The 18,319-nt window shown below is 52.9% G+C and carries 15 protein-coding genes and 1 pseudogene; 9 read left to right on the forward strand and 7 right to left on the reverse strand.

Annotated features, from left to right (window positions below):
- Window positions 1-1,016: 1,016 nt before the first annotated feature.
- From HAPAU_RS17460 to HAPAU_RS17475, 4 genes are all read right to left on the reverse strand, one after another.
- The gene (locus tag HAPAU_RS17460; RefSeq protein ID WP_066385324.1) at window positions 1,017-3,134 is read right to left on the reverse strand and encodes a type B DNA-directed DNA polymerase; all 2,118 of its coding nucleotides are present in this window, start codon (window positions 3,132-3,134) and stop codon (window positions 1,017-1,019) included.
- Window positions 3,135-3,142: 8 nt separating this feature from the next.
- Window positions 3,143-3,424: a hypothetical protein gene (locus HAPAU_RS17465; RefSeq protein WP_066385304.1), complete on the reverse strand. Its 282-nt coding sequence runs from the start codon at window positions 3,422-3,424 to the stop codon at window positions 3,143-3,145.
- Window positions 3,411-4,100, reverse strand: coding sequence for a hypothetical protein (locus HAPAU_RS17470; protein WP_066385307.1), 690 nt, complete (start codon window positions 4,098-4,100; stop codon window positions 3,411-3,413). The genes HAPAU_RS17465 and HAPAU_RS17470 overlap by 14 nt, the downstream gene beginning before the upstream one ends.
- Window positions 4,101-4,209: 109 nt before the next feature.
- On the reverse strand, window positions 4,210-5,238 hold the full coding sequence (locus HAPAU_RS17475) for a Cdc6/Cdc18 family protein (RefSeq protein ID WP_066385308.1): 1,029 nt from the start codon (window positions 5,236-5,238) through the stop codon (window positions 4,210-4,212).
- 746 nt (window positions 5,239-5,984) lie between these two features.
- Between HAPAU_RS17475 and HAPAU_RS23125 the strand changes: the two genes are divergently transcribed.
- The 4 genes and pseudogenes from HAPAU_RS23125 (at window position 5,985) to HAPAU_RS17490 (ending at window position 8,647) form a co-directional block, all read left to right on the forward strand.
- Window positions 5,985-6,578: a class I SAM-dependent methyltransferase gene (locus HAPAU_RS23125; protein WP_211263628.1), complete on the forward strand. Its 594-nt coding sequence runs from the start codon at window positions 5,985-5,987 to the stop codon at window positions 6,576-6,578.
- A gap of 290 nt (window positions 6,579-6,868) precedes the next feature.
- Window positions 6,869-7,024: pseudogene (locus HAPAU_RS22565) on the forward strand (anthranilate phosphoribosyltransferase); the annotation flags it as partial.
- Between the two features lie 354 nt (window positions 7,025-7,378).
- On the forward strand, window positions 7,379-8,065 hold the full coding sequence (locus HAPAU_RS17485) for a nitroreductase family protein (protein WP_066385310.1): 687 nt from the start codon (window positions 7,379-7,381) through the stop codon (window positions 8,063-8,065).
- A 300-nt stretch (window positions 8,066-8,365) separates the two neighbouring features.
- Entirely contained in the window at window positions 8,366-8,647 is a 282-nt protein-coding gene (locus tag HAPAU_RS17490) for a hypothetical protein (RefSeq protein WP_066385311.1), read from the forward strand.
- 138 nt (window positions 8,648-8,785) lie between these two features.
- Here the strand turns inward: HAPAU_RS17490 and HAPAU_RS20480 are convergent, their stop codons facing one another.
- The gene (locus HAPAU_RS20480; RefSeq protein WP_084383877.1) at window positions 8,786-8,944 is read right to left on the reverse strand and encodes an SDR family oxidoreductase; all 159 of its coding nucleotides are present in this window, start codon (window positions 8,942-8,944) and stop codon (window positions 8,786-8,788) included.
- Between the two features lie 498 nt (window positions 8,945-9,442).
- On the opposite strand from HAPAU_RS20480, the gene HAPAU_RS17495 reads away from it, so the two are divergent.
- Both HAPAU_RS17495 and HAPAU_RS17500 read left to right on the forward strand, forming a co-directional pair.
- A complete protein-coding gene (locus HAPAU_RS17495; protein ID WP_066385313.1) occupies window positions 9,443-10,474 on the forward strand; it encodes a phosphate signaling complex PhoU family protein in 1,032 nt (343 codons plus the stop codon).
- 594 nt (window positions 10,475-11,068) lie between these two features.
- Window positions 11,069-11,311, forward strand: a complete 243-nt coding sequence (locus HAPAU_RS17500) for a hypothetical protein (protein ID WP_066385314.1) — start codon at window positions 11,069-11,071, stop codon at window positions 11,309-11,311.
- A 798-nt stretch (window positions 11,312-12,109) separates the two neighbouring features.
- On the opposite strand, the gene HAPAU_RS21260 is transcribed toward HAPAU_RS17500, so the two are convergent.
- A complete protein-coding gene (locus HAPAU_RS21260) occupies window positions 12,110-12,916 on the reverse strand; it encodes a hypothetical protein (RefSeq protein WP_157078544.1) in 807 nt (268 codons plus the stop codon).
- Between the two features lie 121 nt (window positions 12,917-13,037).
- Between HAPAU_RS21260 and HAPAU_RS17510 the strand changes: the two genes are divergently transcribed.
- From HAPAU_RS17510 to HAPAU_RS23325, 3 genes are all read left to right on the forward strand, one after another.
- On the forward strand, window positions 13,038-13,712 hold the full coding sequence (locus HAPAU_RS17510) for a hypothetical protein (protein ID WP_211263629.1): 675 nt from the start codon (window positions 13,038-13,040) through the stop codon (window positions 13,710-13,712).
- A 1,009-nt stretch (window positions 13,713-14,721) separates the two neighbouring features.
- Entirely contained in the window at window positions 14,722-15,012 is a 291-nt protein-coding gene (locus HAPAU_RS17515) for a PadR family transcriptional regulator (protein WP_066385318.1), read from the forward strand.
- A gap of 1,084 nt (window positions 15,013-16,096) precedes the next feature.
- A complete protein-coding gene (locus HAPAU_RS23325; RefSeq protein ID WP_449267242.1) occupies window positions 16,097-17,113 on the forward strand; it encodes a DUF7260 family protein in 1,017 nt (338 codons plus the stop codon).
- 256 nt (window positions 17,114-17,369) lie between these two features.
- Here the strand turns inward: HAPAU_RS23325 and HAPAU_RS17525 are convergent, their stop codons facing one another.
- Complete coding sequence (locus HAPAU_RS17525) at window positions 17,370-17,783, reverse strand: TRAM domain-containing protein (protein ID WP_066385325.1); 414 nt, start codon at window positions 17,781-17,783, stop codon at window positions 17,370-17,372.
- Window positions 17,784-18,319: the final 536 nt, after the last annotated feature.

Consider the following 18,319-nt stretch of genomic DNA (forward strand, 5'->3'; position numbering starts at 1 on the left):
CGACCTCGGACACAAGCCGAACTGGAACACGAACAACGACGCCAGCGCGAACGTATCGCTCGACAGCCCTCAGCACTCACCGTAATGGTGGCTGTTGGCAGCGTAGCCGCCGTGTTGTATGCCAACTTTGGTATAGGGGCAGTAGTAGCAGTTGCTACCTGTATCGGTGGCGTCTACCTCGTCTCGTAGCACCACCAATATCTCTCATATCAGCACGCCACGATTATCCCATCTGAACCAACGACTTCCATCATTCCGGACGGATTGACAATCCTCGGTGCGGCTACAAGGTGTATGACCGGTCTCGAAGGTACCGTAGTCGCCGGACGAGTTCCCCTATCGGTGGTGTTCGACCACTGTACTACTGGCTCGACCTACCGCGTGAAATGATACCAGTAGTTGTCGTACCGTTCAAGGCCTTGTCATACGGCCGCTCAACGAGCTGATGTAGAATCGCCTCTGAGAGGCCAGTAAATGAGTAGCCTTTCTCATCGGATAGCCAGTCCAAATATTGGTATTGGCATCGGTATCGGAATTCCGAAAAAAGCCGTTTAAGCCCCTCTAAACCCTAAAATCCTTGGTTTTATGTTCATGGAGCGTTATGAGAATTAATGCCGGTTGGAGCCCCGATCTGTATGCACGGGATTCTGCCGGCACGAGTTACAACTATGGCCGCAGAAAACGCAACCGAAACGAACAGTCCGCTCACATCGTGTGAATGCGGACGTCGAGAACAGCTCGAACGAATCGTCCTCGGATCAAAGGCGCTGTATCTACTGACAGGAGCGCTCGTATCCGTAGCGACAGCGATAACTCTCCTCGGTGTTATCGGCGGGTCTCCCTAAGCTCGGGAGCCCCGATCTGTATGCACCTATAGACTAGAGGTAGAACAGCATAATCCTTGCGCAACGGAAGAGTGATTTGCAACGTTGTTCATTGGCGACTGTATCGATCAAGTGGTCTCCACTCATACAGCACACAAAGCGGTAGCAATACGCTCACTTACGCAACAACTCTCAGTTCTGAAACGCTGCCAACGAACTGTCCTGATGGTCGGATAGATACGTCTCGATATCGCTCCGCTGCCACCCAAGTGGCGAGCAGACGCTTTCGGCAGCGCGACACAATAGATCCGCGTAAAACTCCACGTCATACTGTTGGGGCGATTCATGGGCAAGTTGAACCCGATCCCGAGAACACTTCGAATCGTCGACTACCACATACGAGACGTTCTGTCCAGGTTGTGGATCGAGCCCCTCATCTTGTGCGCGCTGCAACGCAGCAACCGTTCGCGTGGCCCGGGTGTACTCCTCGGTGTGCTTCGACGCACGATTATCGATCGCGAGTGCTTGTGGATCGACCCGTCCAGCATGAAGTTCCGCAAGCTGCCGTTGAAGGCGAGCACAGACCGCTTCTGGCGAGCGAGACTGATCGAGCGTTTCAATGAGCTCTTGTTGAGCGTTCGTGATCCAGTCGGGCGTTGATCGCTGGCGACACTCGACCCCTCGATACTTGTACTCGGGCTCGTCGCCCGCTTCAGACGCGACTTTCCCGAAATACTTCGTGAGCGCCCCCTCGTCACTGTCACGTAGAGGAACAAGCGCAAGCCACTCGAAGGCCGCTTCGTACTCGAGTCGAATCCCAACGCGATCAGAAATCACCGCCGCAAGCTCTGAAAGCGGTGTCTGATCCTCGCCCTCGATTGCGGTCACCCAGAGACTATCGACGATTCCATGCAGAAGATGCCACCCGTTTGCCTCGAACGTCTCCTTTGTATCGAGCAGGATCTCGCGAGCATAGGCGTTGATCGCCTCGTGACACTCGATGCGACCGAACTTCGCATTACTGAACCCCTGATAGCCAAAGCAGCTCACCAGAATCCACTTGATCGCGTCCGCACGTGACTTCAGAACTGCGACTCGTTCCTCATCGTCACTCTCTCGAATCTCCTGTTTCATCGTATCACGAGCGTCGATCAACGGCTGTAGCACGTCGGGGAGATCCCCACGCTCATCACAGATTGAATATCCCAAACCTGGTACGTCCGCGCGATCGGCATGACAGTCACAGCGAATCATCTCGGGACTAATGTTGAACTGGCAGATGATGTTCGGGTACAACGAGGAAAAATCGAGCTCGTGGACGTCTTCGTGAAAGCCGACCTCCGGAGAAAACGTGTACCCGCCCCGGTCAGCATCGTGGAGCGTCGATAATGGCTTGAAAAACTCGTGGCGCCACGAATTCCATGGCACCAGTACCCCCCGATCGCGGGCTTCACGAATCTGAATCGCCGTCAGGACGTTGCCGATCGATGCCCACCCGAGTTCCTGCAATGGTTTCCCTGACCGCTCGACCATATCCAGACAGCCATCCAACCCCGATTGGAAGTGAAAAAACGTGTTCGAACGATCGATAATCACCCGTCCTGGAACGTTATACCGGGCTGGAGAGTGCCCAACGCTTCCATAACTCTCGTAGGTCGAACGCTCAGCGAGTTGCTCCCAGCCCGGACGCCGTCCAAGTCGGAGGTCGACCTCGTGCTGGTCGGCCATCTCGGAGAGTGTTGGAAGGATCTCACCCGAGGAGAAGACCAGCACGTCCGGGTCAACTTGCCCGAGTCGTCGCTGAATCGCGTGTAGTATCGCCTCCGGTGAACCTGTTACTGTCTCGTCATCGAGCGTAAGCTCAGTGAGCGGCGGATTCACGAGTTCGGGTGGTGCAACATCGATCGCAAGCGTCACTGGAACACGAGTTGGTGTGGGATCACGGCCGCGCTCCAAGCAGTAGCGAAATTCCCGGGAGAGATCCACGTTGTAGAGTTTGTACTCACCAGGTTCGCTGAGCCGACGAATCCGGGAGGCAAGCGAGGGGACATCAGCAAGCCCTCGAACATCGATCCGAAGGACGGGTTCGTGCTCATGGCGAAAGCCCCGTCGCCACTGCTCGATCACCATCGAGACGACTGTCGGATAATACTCGAGGCGCTCTCGAATGTTAGAAAGACCGTCCTCGGTCCGCCCATCGTACGTCGCATAGATTGTCGGCGTGTAGTCGGTCACTCGCTCGTACTCGGCACCGCCGGGAGTGATCGACCACTCATAGACGTCCTTGAGAAAGTCGATCTTATAGACCATCTCGTTGGTCACTCCTCGCCCTCGATTGAAGCGATCTCATTCTCTACTTGCGCAAGCCGACTTTCGAGCTCGTCGAACCGTGCTTCCTGTTCGAGATCGATCGATACCAGCGCAGGGTAGAACGGCTCCGTATGATTCAGATAGCCGCTTGCATCGGCGTGGGCACGGATATACGCAAAGAGCTGATCGAAGCGCTGTTGATCCTCCCGGCGAAGTCCTCGGCGATAGTCTGACCACTGGTTGTCGAGCGCTCGCAGAACGTCGCGATAGGTCGGGTTAGTACGACCCATTGGCAGGCACCTCCGAAGACTGCGGGCCGACCTGCGCGGCATCATAGACCGGCTGTCGGGCCTCCAATATCCGCATCCAGAAGGCAAGCGTCGTCTGAAGCTGTCCGTTTCCGAGTGGGTAAACGAGTGTCTCGAATCCGCCACTATAGAATCGCGGACCCAGCCGTGTCTGCTCACACTTGATGAGATCGCCGGCAGCGTTAGCCACGGGCTCAGAGAACGTATCCTCCCGAGTTCGGGTGAGCATCACCGAAAGGTCGTACTCCCGAGCCACCGCCGAAAGCATCGCGAGAGCCCGGACGAGCATCGCCTGACGGTCGTCCTCTCGAAGTCCGTCGGCGCGATACAGGCCGTCGATCGCTGGACAGACAATGAGAGAAGCAGTGCTATTAACCACCGTCGAAAGGGTCTCGGTAAGAGCGTAGTGCTGAAAGGCAGTGAACCCACGAGCAACGCAAATACGATCGAGTACGTGTGGGTCCGGTGCGAGTCGCGCGAGCGGTTGGGTCGTCGCGTGGCCGTGTGTATCGATCCAGTAGGCAGGCCCACGAGTCGTGAGGATGTGATCCAGTACGAGCGTGTGTAATGGACCGCGAACAGACTCGATTTCGAGCAGATAGACCCCGTCCGACAGCGATGGTAACTCCGGGATACGGTTCGATCGATTGGATTCCATGGTGAGCTAATGTATTACAACTGGAATAAGTGACGGCGTGTCAGTACCAATACTGCCGAAAGGAGACTGTGCGTTCGTCTGACCCCACCGCAGCCTGTCGATTTTCGGTTTAGGAATTTCGGGCTCCGAAAGCACTTTCCGAAAGTCGGTAGACCCGGGCTCGCTTTTCGCCTTCGGCGTCGATCAGATGGTAATGTTCCATCTTCCCGAGGTAGTTCCGAACACTCCGTCTGGATTTTGGATCGTCACAGCGTTGCTCGTACTCCTCGTAGAGCGTTCCCGGTGTGATCTCACCGTGCTCTTCGATAATCTTGTAGAGGACCTGCTGATCGTGTGAAAGTTGCTCAATCGTCTTCTGTCGAAGCTCCGAGCGCGTGTCGGGAACGGCCGCTTCGATGAGCTCGGCGGTAAGCGACTCGGCACCGTCGCGGTGGGCTTTGCGAGCGGCCGTTCGAAGAATCCCTATCGCAACGCGAGCGTCCCCAGCGGCTCGATCAGCAATCAGCTCCAGCTGCGCAGGTGAAACGACGCCGTCTGCAAGCCCCGAGTTAGCTCTCGCATCGAGGATCGCGATAATCTCATCGAGAGAATAGGGATCAAACTGGATCCGCTCGCTGCCGGTGAGGCGACTGTACAGGCGATCGCCGAGATTTGAGTAGAACTCCTGCTCGTCGTTTGCGATGAGAATCAGCGAGATGTGAGGCAATGTGTAGAGATCATAGAGGACGTCTTTTTCTTCGAGTTGGTCGACCTCATCAAGGACGACGACATAGGGATCCTCGTTTGCCTCGCGAATGCGATCATAGAGAACGTCACGGGGCGTTGATTGCCGATGAATGTCGAACGTTCGATCGAGCCCTTCGAGAAGGCGATAGAGCACGCGATAGCGGTTGTAGTCCTGCCAGCAGTTGACGTACTGAGTCCGGACATTGAACGAGTTCTCACAGAGCTGTTCGACGGCGTAGCGAGCACAACAGGTTTTCCCGACACCGGTGGGGCCGAAAATAGCAGCTGTTTCAGCAGGCTCGCCGCGCAGGACCGGCGCAAGAACCCCGGAGAGGTGTGTAAGCTCCGTGTTGCGGTGGACGACCTCCTCAGGAACGAACGTATCTTGAAACACTCGAGCGTCCGTGATCACATTGCAGAATGGGTTGCAAATGAAGGGTAATAAACGGTACTGGGCTCCTTCCGAAAGTTCCGAATAGATCTTGGGTCGGTCAGCGATCGCCGAGATACTCTAATTGTTCCGCTATGTCGAACCTGTGTTTCCGAGAATGTCTCTTGAGTAGATTTGCGTCGATCCCAGAGAGGTGGCCAGTTATGCCGCTTAGAGGGTCTCACACAGCAATCGACGGATCGTATTCCTGCGCCTCATTGACGAGATTTTGGGTGTCCGCAGATGGACGGCCGTGCTGGCCTATCCGGCAGTACTTGTGCCCGTTCACGGTGTATGCGCTTGACAGTCGTCGTGGAGCGGTCCGAGTACCTCACCCGTAATTGACTTGCGCAACACTCGCTGTTGTGATCCGGTTACCGTTGCACAAGGCTGACCACGTCAAGAGAGGGGAGTCCGTCGCACAGGCACAGATGGTACAATCAGTAGCTCTGTTGGAATTCTCAGACTGTGTCAGGAATGGGGTGCCACATAGAGAAAAGGGATGCAACAACTGGCGGACAGTGCGTGCGAAATACGGGGGCTGCAGCCACCACAGAAAGCGTTGAAAGATGAAGTTATGTGACCATCCCGTCTTTGACACCCCAGTGCCTGAAACGGGGGATCATGCGACAGCCCACTAAGCGTACGAGAAGCTTGCAGCTGGATACAACCGAAAGGACGGCACGAAACCTGCAAACGCCTATCTAGAACGCCCAGCAACCCTCTCATTGCTTCCGGATGTAACGAAAAACCGCATTCTCGACGCCGGGTGTGGAGCGGGTCACCTCGCCCGTGAACTCACTGATCGTGGAGCAACCCTTGTTGGGCTTGACGTGAGTCACGAGATGCTCACATATGCGCGAGACCGGGCCCCTAACGCCGACTTTCTCCAATCTGACCTCCGTAGTGATCTCCAGTTCGATACCGACGTCTTCGACGGTGTCGTTAGTTCGTTGGCGTTTCACTACGTCAGAGAGTGGGAGCGATTGTTCCGAAACCTTCGTGACGTTCTTCAGCCTGGAGGGTGGGTGGTGTTCTCGGTTCAGCATCCGCATGCTGATTTCGAGGAGTATGACGACGCGCAGAACTATCACAAGAGAGAGCGAGTCTCCGCGGTGTGGGATTCATTCGGAGAAGAGGTGGAGGTTCCAGCGTACCGCCGACCCCTTTCAACAATGATAACCCCCGCACTCAACGCGGGATTCCGTCTCGATCGAATTCTAGAACCGACACCGACAGAAGAGTATCGCCAAGCGGATCCAGAACGATACGAGGCTACACGCCCGAATTTTCTCTGTTTCCGTTTCATCCTTCCTTCGTAAGGGCGTCTCTCAGTTAATCACGCCCGGTGATAGAGGCACGCTCGGTATTCAGCACGACTTCTGAAACCTATCACCGCTTAAGAGGTCCAACACGGCCAAATAATCTACGACCCGAATCCAACCAACTCGTTCAACGAAAGAACGGCCAGCTCACAGAATGTCGTCTCGGCTGTCCGGAACGATTCGAGGTCCGTATACCGCAGTCCGTACGGAACACGTGTTGCCAGCGGAATTGGATCGGACAGCTCAGACAACGACTCGGGCTCAAACACACCGACACGTGTGCCGAGACGGGCGCGAAACAAGAAGTGATCCTCGCAAACGCGGGGGCGACGATATACGTCGCTGGTCTCACTGACTCGTTGGAAGCAGGTGTCGCTCAAGCCCGCACAGCAATCGACTCAGGCGCCGCAGCCGCCAAGCTTGATGACTTGCGTGCCGATTAGCTACTGGCATTTCTCCATCCACGGAGGGTAGTTTTTCACACGCATTATGTCATAACATCCTGTTTGTGCCTAAAATTGTCCTGGAAGACGTTTCTCGTGAGGAAGCGGTCGGCAGTCCCTCTACCGATATCGTCGACATTGTAATGAGCACCGGTTGCTCCGTCGTGATCGAAAACCAGCATCAAGCGCCGGATCAAAATCATCCCGGCAAGCTGCTCACTGAGTCAGCTAGAAAGGATGCTGGCTTCACGATCTGGATAGCCGAAGAATTCCATCCTCTCGTAACACCAGTGTAACCACGTGTCGAGAGTGTTAGCGAGCATATATCCCCATAGAGTCGAAGTATCGAATAGAGTGCAATCTCAGACCGAAACTGACGAAGGTAGTACTGATAATGATCAACGAAATAGTGCAGCTGACGCAACGTTCCCAGCGGCACTCGAAGCCATCCGGACGCGACGATCAGGGCACAATTTTGACTCCGATACGGATCTTGATGAGCAGACACTTGAGGAATTAATTAGGGATGCCACGCTCGCTCCCTCTTCGTATAATCTTCAACCATGGGAATTTGTTGCTGTTCAGGAAGCCGACCGAATCGATGAGGTTGTTGAGCTTGCCTATGGCCAAGAGCACATCCGAGAAGCAGGGACAGCTATTCTCGTCGTGGGCCATACTGCACCTGAGACAGCAGATCAGGTGTTCAATGAGTGGTTTGAGGCTGGGCGCATGGACGAAGAGGCAGCCAACCAGACCAAAGACCAGACCGTCGGAATGTACGCCGACGACCGTATGGGCCGTGACTACGGGATCCGCAATGCGAGCTTAGCCGCTGAAAACCTTCTGCTCTCTGCACACGCTCGTGGACTCACGGCCACACCCATGATTGGGTTCGATGCCGACGGTCTCGCTGAGTTTCTTGGACTCCCTGAGGACAAGATACCAGTCATGCTCATCGCAGTTGGTCCGAGCGGTGGCGACGAGCCCGATCGTCTCCCCCGACGCGATGTCAGCGATGTCCTCCACCGCGAGCAGTACTAAGCTCAACCAACCACTCTCACTCTGGCTCCATTGGTTGTCCTGTTAAATCGACGGTTTCCACCACTCACTGGACTGGCTAGCTTCTTGCAGCGCCGATGATAAGAAGCAGGACTAGTCTCAGAGATGCTGTACTTCGTCAAACAAAATCTCCTGATAGTGATAGTTGAATCGCTGTCCGCTTCACTTTTACTTGAGTACCTGACTACATACACGATTAAAGGGGAAATATTAATTATATCGCCGTCCCGTATCTGCAGTAGCTGACTAGAATCGAACTACACCGTCTCTAAGTAGATCAGTATGCAAAAGCCGACAACCGATGAAGAACTTCAGGCTGCGCTGACAGACGATCGCTATCGGATTCTCGAAGTCCTTGCTGAGCACGAGGAACTGCGCTCAAGCGAAATCCGAGACCATGCCGAGATCCCAGACGGAAGTAAGCACTATCAGCTCTCGATTCTTGACTCGTGGAATCTCATCACACCTGTCGGAACCCAGTACGTTAGCGAATATGAGACCGGGATTCCAGCGACACTCTACACGCTGACCGAAGAAGGGCACGCCATTGTTGAAGAGTACTGAGCGTATAGACGCCGACAAGGTCAATCGATGCCTGTGAGGAGCTGACCGCTTAATGCGAGGGTCTCACGCATCAGTCGACGGCTATCTTGGTGCCAATTTCTCGTCTGTGAGGCACTCGTTGAGATGTCTTGGAGTGGGTTAGATTACTGCTTGAGTGATTCCCCCATCGACTTTGACCGCCTCACCGGTCACATTCGGATTCGTCGCGAAAAAGACGGCTAATCTTCCTATGTCCTCGGGCGTCTGATCCCGACCAATCGGAATCACCCGTTCAATAGTGTCTTCGTAGTCTTCAATTCCCCTCTGCTATCGATAATAATTACGACGGAAACATAGGGTGTGTGGGTGCGGTATTCGAGATACCTTACACACCGCTGTCCTCCATCTTTCCTGCCGTACGACGGAAACGTGGGGTGATCCTCTCCACTAGGTTTATACTCTCTCTACTTACACCGTGTGAATATCTTGTCCGGGATGGATGGCGAGATCCTGGTTGCGATCCGATCCGCGAGTCGGACGATTTGTTGCGAACTGATTCGATGTCACTATAGATTCCTTGAGGCTCAGAACACTCAGGGTGTTCTCGTCATTCCAACACTCAATTGAAGCGGGTTCTAAGACCGTGGTGATCCGGTTTTGGAGTTGCATAGATACCAAACCCAAGACCTGCCCGCTCTTTGACTAGACGGTGCCAGTTATACGAATACTAACTTGTTTAGGAATTTTACATACCCTTAATAAAATATATAATATGGAATAAAGGCTATTAATGCCTTTCAAGATATATTCCGATATATGGATACGCGAAAGGTCCAGCGGCTGGGACCGTCGACATTGGCGATGACACTGCCGGCCGAGTGGGCAAGGGAACACGGCGTCGAGAAGGGCAACGAGGTGACGTTACGCCGGGGGAGCGAAGGTGCGCTGACGGTGATTCCCGAATCCGCCGATCACAGGGAGAGCGAGGCGATCATCCACGCGGACGAACTCGACGCCCGATCGGTCGAGCGAGCGATCGTCGCTCAGTACGTGCTGGGCCGGCGGATCATCCACATCGACCAAGAGGAGGGAGCGCTCTCCTCGGATCACATCAACGCGGTCTATCAGGCTGAAACCCAACTCATGGGGCTGGGCGTGATCGAGGAGACCCCCGAGAACATCGCGATCCGGTGTTCGGTCGATCCCGAGGACTTCACGCTCGACAACCTGCTACAGCGCCTCGAAAACACCGGCAGCACGATGCGCGGCGAGGCGGTCAAGGCGCTCGCGATGGGCAACCCCGATCTGGCCCAGCGCGCGCTCAACCGCGAGCGTCAGGCCAACAAAATCTTTGTTCTCTTGCTTCGCCTCATCTTCACCGCCTACCGGAACCCCACCCTCGCGCGGGCGGTCGGGCTCGACGACGGGTTCGCGCTGATCGGCTATCGTTCGATCGCGAAGAACCTTGAGCTGACCGCCGACAACGCCGAAGACATTGCCGAGATCGTCCTCGAATCCGAGGACCACTCGCTTGCCGTCGATAGCGCGACGATGCGCCGGATCCGCGAGTTCACCGACCAAGTCGATGAGATCACCGCGCTCGCGGTCGAGGCAGCCGTCGAGCGCGATTACGACCTGACCATCGAGGTCCGAAAGCTGTTCAAGGAAATTTCGGACCGCGAGGAGGAGATCCTGAACGATCTCCCCGAGATGGACAATGAGGACCTCCTGCAGGTCAGGGAAGTGCTCGTGAGCCTCCAGCAAACCGCCCAGCTTGCCATGCGCAACGCCGAGATCGCGGCGAACCTCGCGCTCAACAAGGAATCGGAGCACGTGAACATCCATTAGAAAGCCCCCGGAGAAATCACTGTCATCGATAACTACAACCGAGGAAAAGGACATCGTCCGTCGCCTGTTAGAAGACATGGTGATCAAGGGAAACGCTGACTTCATCGACATTAGGCAAGGCCTCGACGATCGTGACCGCTGATTCGAGTAACCCGTATGCGCCGGTCAACCGTCATATCGACGCGATATGATCAGCTGGTCAGTTTCAATGTATCCTTCCTGCGATCGGATTACGAGTAGTAGATTTCTCAACCAATAGTTCAACGTTTATAATAGTTGTATACAGGTTAATTAGTTCCTTGTATATACAGAAATCAGCGTGAATACGCTATTGCGTAGAACGGGGGTGGACATAACATATAGTAGCTATATCATCCCATCACCTGGATATTCAGGAGGAGTCTAAGCTAGCTGTAATAGTACGCATCAACAGCGATCTGCGAGATTTTCTCAATTGATACTCCTTATTCAGGTGCCCACAGGCTATCGGTTCTACTAATCCACCTCACTCCACGAACAAGCTTTACCACCGATTCTCGACGAAGCCTGCAAAAGCCACTAATCACAATATCGAGTGGAAAGAGTACAACCAACATGACCGACGCCACAGACGAGATGATCGGCCGGGTCGTTCGCACGGTCGAATATAACACCGGCAACAGTGCATCCGAGGCGATCAGTGCCGCCCAAATTCGCGTTCATCTCTGTGCGAACAATATATATCCCGTCGAGACGCCCAACCGAGCGATCGCCACAACACTCGAACGCGGCGATCTCGTCGAACAGAACGGTAAATACGCCTCTGCGAGTCCGGACACCTACCGAAAGTACCTGTAGAGGCATTCACGTTCCAATAGGCGTCTTTTCGAAAGCACGAGCAACTGCATCCAACCCTAGTCAACTACCTTGTGCAACACTCATCGTTTATTGGCTGCCGATGTTGCACAAGGTGCGACGCGGCCAGTCGCTGTAAGCCAATTGTGTTCCTCGAAAGGCCAAACACAGACCTCTACGCTACCTTTATATCACGCCATATCATAGCACGATTGCTGGCAGAGTATTTGCCATCGCTTGAGATGGTGATCGGCCTCCTGGTCGATTGATCGTTCTAAACACGCGCACTTGAGATCCCATCAGTGGAGTCTACGATCCACCGACTGGACAGGCACGACGATCCACTGGCCAAGAGATTATCCCAGAAAACGAGCCATACAGTATGATGACACTCCAACTTGGTGACTGAGTACAAGTTGATATCCGTAATGGACTTGATTCCGACTTCAAGATTCATGGTGTGCACGTCATTGTCATAGGTGTGGACTCTGACCGCTGCTTGTGTGGGGTGCACGGTTTTGTGTAAGGTCGTATTGGAAAAGCAATGTATTATAACCAGCGTGTATCCTTGATATCTCCGCCCACCAATTAAGCCGATGCCACTCATCTGATATTCAATCAGTAGCAGGCCAGGTCATCAGACGATTCTGACGACCACTCCTACTACATCATGGACTGCTTGAATGAGGGAAGCTCATAGTACAGTACTGAACGCGAGCTCAGTTGCTACACTTACACGTTCTAAGAAGAATCGATCAATGACGCCGATTAACCTCTCGCCGCTTGCAATACGGACGCCGATCAGAGGTTTTGCCTATAGACTAGTGAGACGGTCCGGCGAAGATCATCTGTCGTCCACCACGTATGGCAACGACCATGCTGCTCGAATTTGCGGAACGCACTAAGATGCACCCAACTGTAGTGAGCGTGCTCATCAAACCCATCCGCTTCCCGTTGTTCGAGTATCTCAACGATTTCAGTTTCCGTTATCGAGACATCGTTTTCCTGGGCGTGAACGAGCAACCCACGGATTTCCTTGAGTTTCTGCCGGCGAGTCTTGTCTCTTGAATCCGCTGTAAACCAGATCGTTACTGCCTGCCGGATCACATCGTCTTTGTCAAGAGGTTGTTCTCCATCCAGACAGTAATCACGGGGGAAGACACGTGTCTTCTTGAAGTACGGGTCATGTGAGATGACACTGAGTTCAGGAGCTTCGCCACCGCTATCTTTTTCATAGACTCCAACGAGACGATCCGCAAACGAACTAAATAAATGCAGTTTGAGGAGGAAGCCTAGTGGGTCCGACTGACTGCGAAGACAGGTGAGTTCAGGGTCAGGAATATCACCGATGAGGGTTGCTGTCCAAGTGGTTGGTTTGCTGAGTTCGTATTGAACGAGCCGAAGACGGCGCTGGTAGTCATTTCGGTAACTACCAAAAATAATGAATGATGTCGATCCGTGTTCATAGAGCTGGGCAGCTTCATTCTGGACGTATTGTCGGATCGTGGTATAGTCGTCTGGCGGGATAGTGAGATCGTTGAATGCGCGTTCGATAGCGGCGTGCGTCTGTGTCCAGCGCTGTTTTCTGTCCCGATCAGAGTCAGTCACGGTGGTTCATCTCTGGATAACAGCCGTATAATGCTATCTATCCATGTCGGCTTTTTATACTGAAACCGTCTTGGTTAGCCAGAACAGTTAGGTAGGAGGATGCAGTACCTAGAGATAGCCTATGAGCGAACCGGCTCCCGAGACCGATTACCTGGAGATGGACCGTACAGCGAGCGAGGTCCATGTTGACGAGGTGTTCGATACGGCCGGTGTTACAATCTACGAGAAACAACGTCGGATCGATCACTATCTCTCTCAGGAAACCCGCCATCAGATCGTTCAAGCACTGCTCGGTCATCCAAAACATCTCGCATCCCTAACCGAGCTTGATTACTACATTCCAAAAAGCCGGTCGGCGATCCGGGATCAGCTCTACGACCTCAAAGAACACGCAGTACTCACACTCTATCCGAACGAGGACACGACAGACAGAGATCTACCGAAAGAGTTCTGGGGATTCACGTCGTTTGGCGTTTCCCTGCTCGACGAGTACAACTATCTTGAGGGTCTGCCAGTAATGCGTGTTGCTCACGATCATACGCACCGACCAGCTCAGATCACGCGTCACCAAAACGCACCACGACCAACACTCCCGGTAGAAGTCAAACAAACGCTCACCTACGACGAGCCAGAAGAAGACCTGACTAGCGGACATACTAACCAGGAAACTACGGCGAATATCTCGGAACTACGAAACGCCACACTATACGCTGATGCAGCGCCAGAGATCACCCAACTGGATGCTGATAACGGATCCACAGACGACGAAGAACGCCGATTAGAAGAACTCCTATAAGCACGCATCGCTGGATTCAGTGCCCTTCAGAGCAGAATAATTCCGCTAAGAAATCGAATATGAGCTATGGACTACTCCCAGTTGTCTACTGAAGTGTGCTCGGACTCTAGATGTAGACCAGGAGATGGTGGGTTCTGTCTATGGACTGAAAACCTATCTATTGAATCATGAGCCCTGCTTTTGCCATATTACACCCACACGGTTGGGCATAGTGAGCAGCAGGACTTGGGCCATGTATTTCAATCATCATGATTTCTACTTCACAATTAAGGCATTCTTCCATCATATCAAAGGTATAGAGCCCTATTAAATAAATTTTTTGTCAAGTCAATTCTCAATATTTATCACTAGATATTAATGTCTTCTACTATTACTTTTTCTATAGCATTTGAGACATGGCGGATGATTCCCTGTGGGCTATAACATTCTTCCTGACCGTTTTTGCAAGAATTCAGGGTCTGTGGTCCCATTTGCAACTAACTCTGCTTGAGCGGTCTGTAAGACGGGCTCTCAGATAGCCACTGCAACCATGTGATTGCACGGATCGTCTCGTAGATGAAGGTACATTAAGATTAGTTTTTGCTAGGACGATTCCGCCTGCGTTTTTGAGTTTGGAGACGATGGTCGCATCGTCTTCTCGCATTCACGAAATTGATGAGATTAGTCTAGTATATAAATCATAGTACCGAAAAGAGGGTATTATTTAGGGTGGACATCTCCCGCATTACCGCCACCATTTCCAGGACCTCCAACACGGGTACGCCCTCCTGCTCGGGGAACTCAACTGGCGCTTCTCGAATCTCATCACTAACGACGATCGAACAAGCGACATCGAAGCGCTCGTTGAGTAATCTGCGTCCGAACGAAATACAGAGGGCAGCACCGCTGTTCGGACGGAGGAGTGTAGTCGCTATTTTCGTCGGCGTGCGTCGCTCTGAGTAGTAACTCAGACACGCTCGTAGTGTATATCATGCAATATATTGACACTCACAGCAGACACTCTATAGATATGTACGACCTCACTGGCTTCCAGCGGGATTTGCTCTACGTCATCGGCGGATTAGACGATCCACACGGCCTCGCACTCAAAGACGAACTCGAAGAGTACTACGAGATGGAGATTCATCACGGCCGCCTGTATCCAAATCTCGACACCCTCGTCAACAAAGGATTCGTCGAGAAGTCACAGATGGACCGGCGGACGAACCTGTACAAACTCACGGCACGTGGCCAGCGGGAACTCGATGCTCGTCAAGAATGGGAACAACAGTACCTGCGCGACACGCTAAGCGCGGCCTGAATACGAGTTATCGATCGAAGGGTTCCGCAGCAACCGCTGGCTCTGTCTCGTCAGTAAAAAATTGCGTGAATGGGTCTTTCGACTTGATAATGACCGCCATCACGCTACTCTCAGAGACTGTGAGAGTTTACGATTCCACAACAAGTGGAGTATCCACCCTCACAACACGTTTCGAGGCGATGTTGAAAGCCGGTAGGGGTAATAAGACGTACTACAGCGGTAGGCTACTGTGTCGGAGTCAGTCGGAGACAATAACAGGAATTGAGACGGGTGCTCAGGCCGTCTCGGGCTCATCCAGTGTAGCCGGTGTCATCGGCTGCAAGTACCTGCAGCTCTGTCAGAGGCACCGTCTACAGAGATACCATTATCACGTCTCTCTATAGGTCTTGTGATTTGTTACCACAGACAAGACCATTCACATCCAGAGGTACATCGAGAACTATAGAGATAGTTAGCAATGCCTCACCGAGAGAGCGTTGAGACACTGATTAGCAATCAAAAAAGGTCAACAGGTTGATTCAGAGAATTCTGTAGTTGACCGATGTTCCGGTCGTTCCCAGTAGTGTATCAAGCAGACGTTTTAGGCCCCGGTAGTACAAAAGATGGCGACGATCAACCGGATTTCTAGACGGTCAAACAGCTCGTTAGTGCTGCGATCGCCCAGCAACTCCGCTTTCTTAAGACAGATCTCGAAGATGTACTCCCTATTGAACTGTCCTCGGCAATTTTGTGATTAAGCAGGTTGCAGTTCCTTACAGATAGCTAACTACCACAGAAACACGACGGAGGCCACGAGATTCCCGCGTGGGAGAATGCTCCTCCAGCCGTACGTGGCCTGGACCAGCCTGCAGTATGCCGGTGTTAGTTACTGGTCCATGCTACCATAGGGCTCTATTTGTTATGAAGCTATTGGCTATGCATGATGCAACCACTGCTGGCCACCCAGTCTTATAGCCAAGTGGAGTTCGGAAGCAGCTATGAGCACACCATGTAACCGATCAGTGCGATTAGCGATGCGCATCGGCTGCACATATTGTCTTCTTCCGGCAGGAGAGTTATTTCCCAGTGTCGCATAGCCTGCTACATGAGAACGAGGCCTGTATCATATCCAATTGTCATATTGAGTGCTATTTTTATTGGTACCCTCGCTCTTGGAGCGCCCATCTCTATCACTGATCCAGCACTGGGAGGATGGATCCCGCTATTAGACTTCTCTACAGTCCTTGCGTTTGTGGGCTCACCCACTACGCTCTCTCCATTTCAGCCCAGTGAACTACTCCAGGCAAGAAGTGTCGCAACCAGTGGACTTGCTTCGTCACTAATTACATGGATTCCTCGTGCTAAAGCCATCGTACAGACAGAACAAGAGCGCACACGTGCTGAGCGGGATGCCTTCAAACACTTTGGCGACCGGGTTAGTGCACTTGAACCACCATCCCCATCCTCAACGACTCTCCCTTCTGACCATGAATTTACTCGGTCTCTTGATCCACACTCCTCGTCACCATCGACAACGGAAGGGATCGATGCTATCCAGCAGGCCTATCGAGACACTGTTCTGAGTACCCCGCATTACGACGAGGAGTATAATGAGCCACTCGTACAGAATATGGCAACCGAGTTTGGAGAGGATCTCACCACCGCAATTACGACACACTCTCAACTCACCCCCTCGTTACAACAAGCGGTCGTGCAGGCAGCCACAGCAGCCAGCGTCCGCCGCGCACGATTCAGTAACCGACTCAATGACGAAGCGGCGACTCTCACCGACGCAGAGCAGACGTTGACGACCACTGGTAAGCAGTATGAACAGATCACTGAACAACCCCGCCATCACCAATCAGTTGAGGACCTCCAAAAAACTCACCAGCAACTCACTACGTGTCTCGAGACGTGTGAACAACTCATCGAGGGGCGTCAAACACAGCGAACAGATGGGCATACGGCTGAGCCACATACGGACGAAATCGTCGATCTGCAAGAATATGTGTATTATTCACTGGACGTTACGTATCCCGTGCTGGTAGATGCAACGACAGTCCTTGAACACTGCACGACGGAGCGACGTCGAGTCGAAGATGAGCTCGTTCTACGCATGTAAGTAGCTGGTATTTTACTCGGTGAATCGCAGAGCGATAACAGACTTTGGAAGCCACTCTGTTACAGGAATGAAATGAGTGCGATAAAGAGATCTGTGCCCTAGAAGATCACCAAGGGCGACTGTGATTGAACGCTTGCATCGAAATGGCTTGTCTCCGATATGTACTCGTAAAACACGCTGTAATGGCGGCTCTGCAAATGTCGACTGACATCTCTCAAATATAATCCGACAGAGTTTGGGATAACCAGTACGCTAACTACTGATAGTACTCTTCGCGCTCGATAACCTCGCCAAAAGCAACAGTCTGTGTCACGTCGGTAATTTCGATTTCGACGCGTTCGTTTAGCTCTGTGTCCGGAACGATCACGACGTATCCGCGTTCAACACGCGCGATGCCATCGCCTTGGTCACCGATATCGCTGATATCGACTGTCCGGTGCTCACCTTCCGCGACAGGAGGCTCGGGATCCTCGTGCTGTTGTGTCGATTTGGTTGTGTCGGTTTTCCGGACAGAGATCGTCTCCTGTGAGATAACAGCGACACCATAGGCAGTATCGGATTCAAGGGTTCCCAGCGTGAGTTCGCGCTCGGGAACCTCGATGACATATGATCCATTCCGCTGGTCGAGTACACCACTGAACAAACACAGAACATCATCTGAGAGTTCCATTTGAAATCTCAGGTAGAATAAAGACAGCACCAGAGATATGAGTGTAGTGGTATCCGAGTGTGGCTATTCGTGAATTCTAAAGACGAAAGACGACAGCAAACACGTAGAGAATAAACGGTAGTTAGGTTGCAAGCAGTTTCAGAAAGGTTGCAAGAGTAGAACTGAGAGGAGAGAGTAATGAACGAGTGTCCTCGGTGTGGGAAACGGTTTCTCACGTCAGAAGCGATCAACGGGCATCAATCGATGTGTCCAGAAAATCCCGATCGCGTTGTTCCTGACGAGTGGTATCCATCATCCCATGGACGCTGGAGCGATAATACAGACTCCTCAGAGGCCTAATCAGCCTCTCGGAGCTGCTGATGGCGTATCTGAATGCTTATTGAGGACACCGTCCTAAAACGGACCACACAATGCCCTCACTCCAAGAGACGACTGCTGCCGTCGACGTCGAACACATCGGCGGCATCGACTCTACCTCAGTCGAATTTACACCCGGTGTCACCGTCCTCGCCGGCAGAAACGCCACCAATCGAACC

It is taken from the genome of Halalkalicoccus paucihalophilus, from assembly GCF_001593955.1.
In the GTDB taxonomy this organism is placed as follows: Archaea; Halobacteriota; Halobacteria; order Halobacteriales; family Halalkalicoccaceae; genus Halalkalicoccus; species Halalkalicoccus paucihalophilus.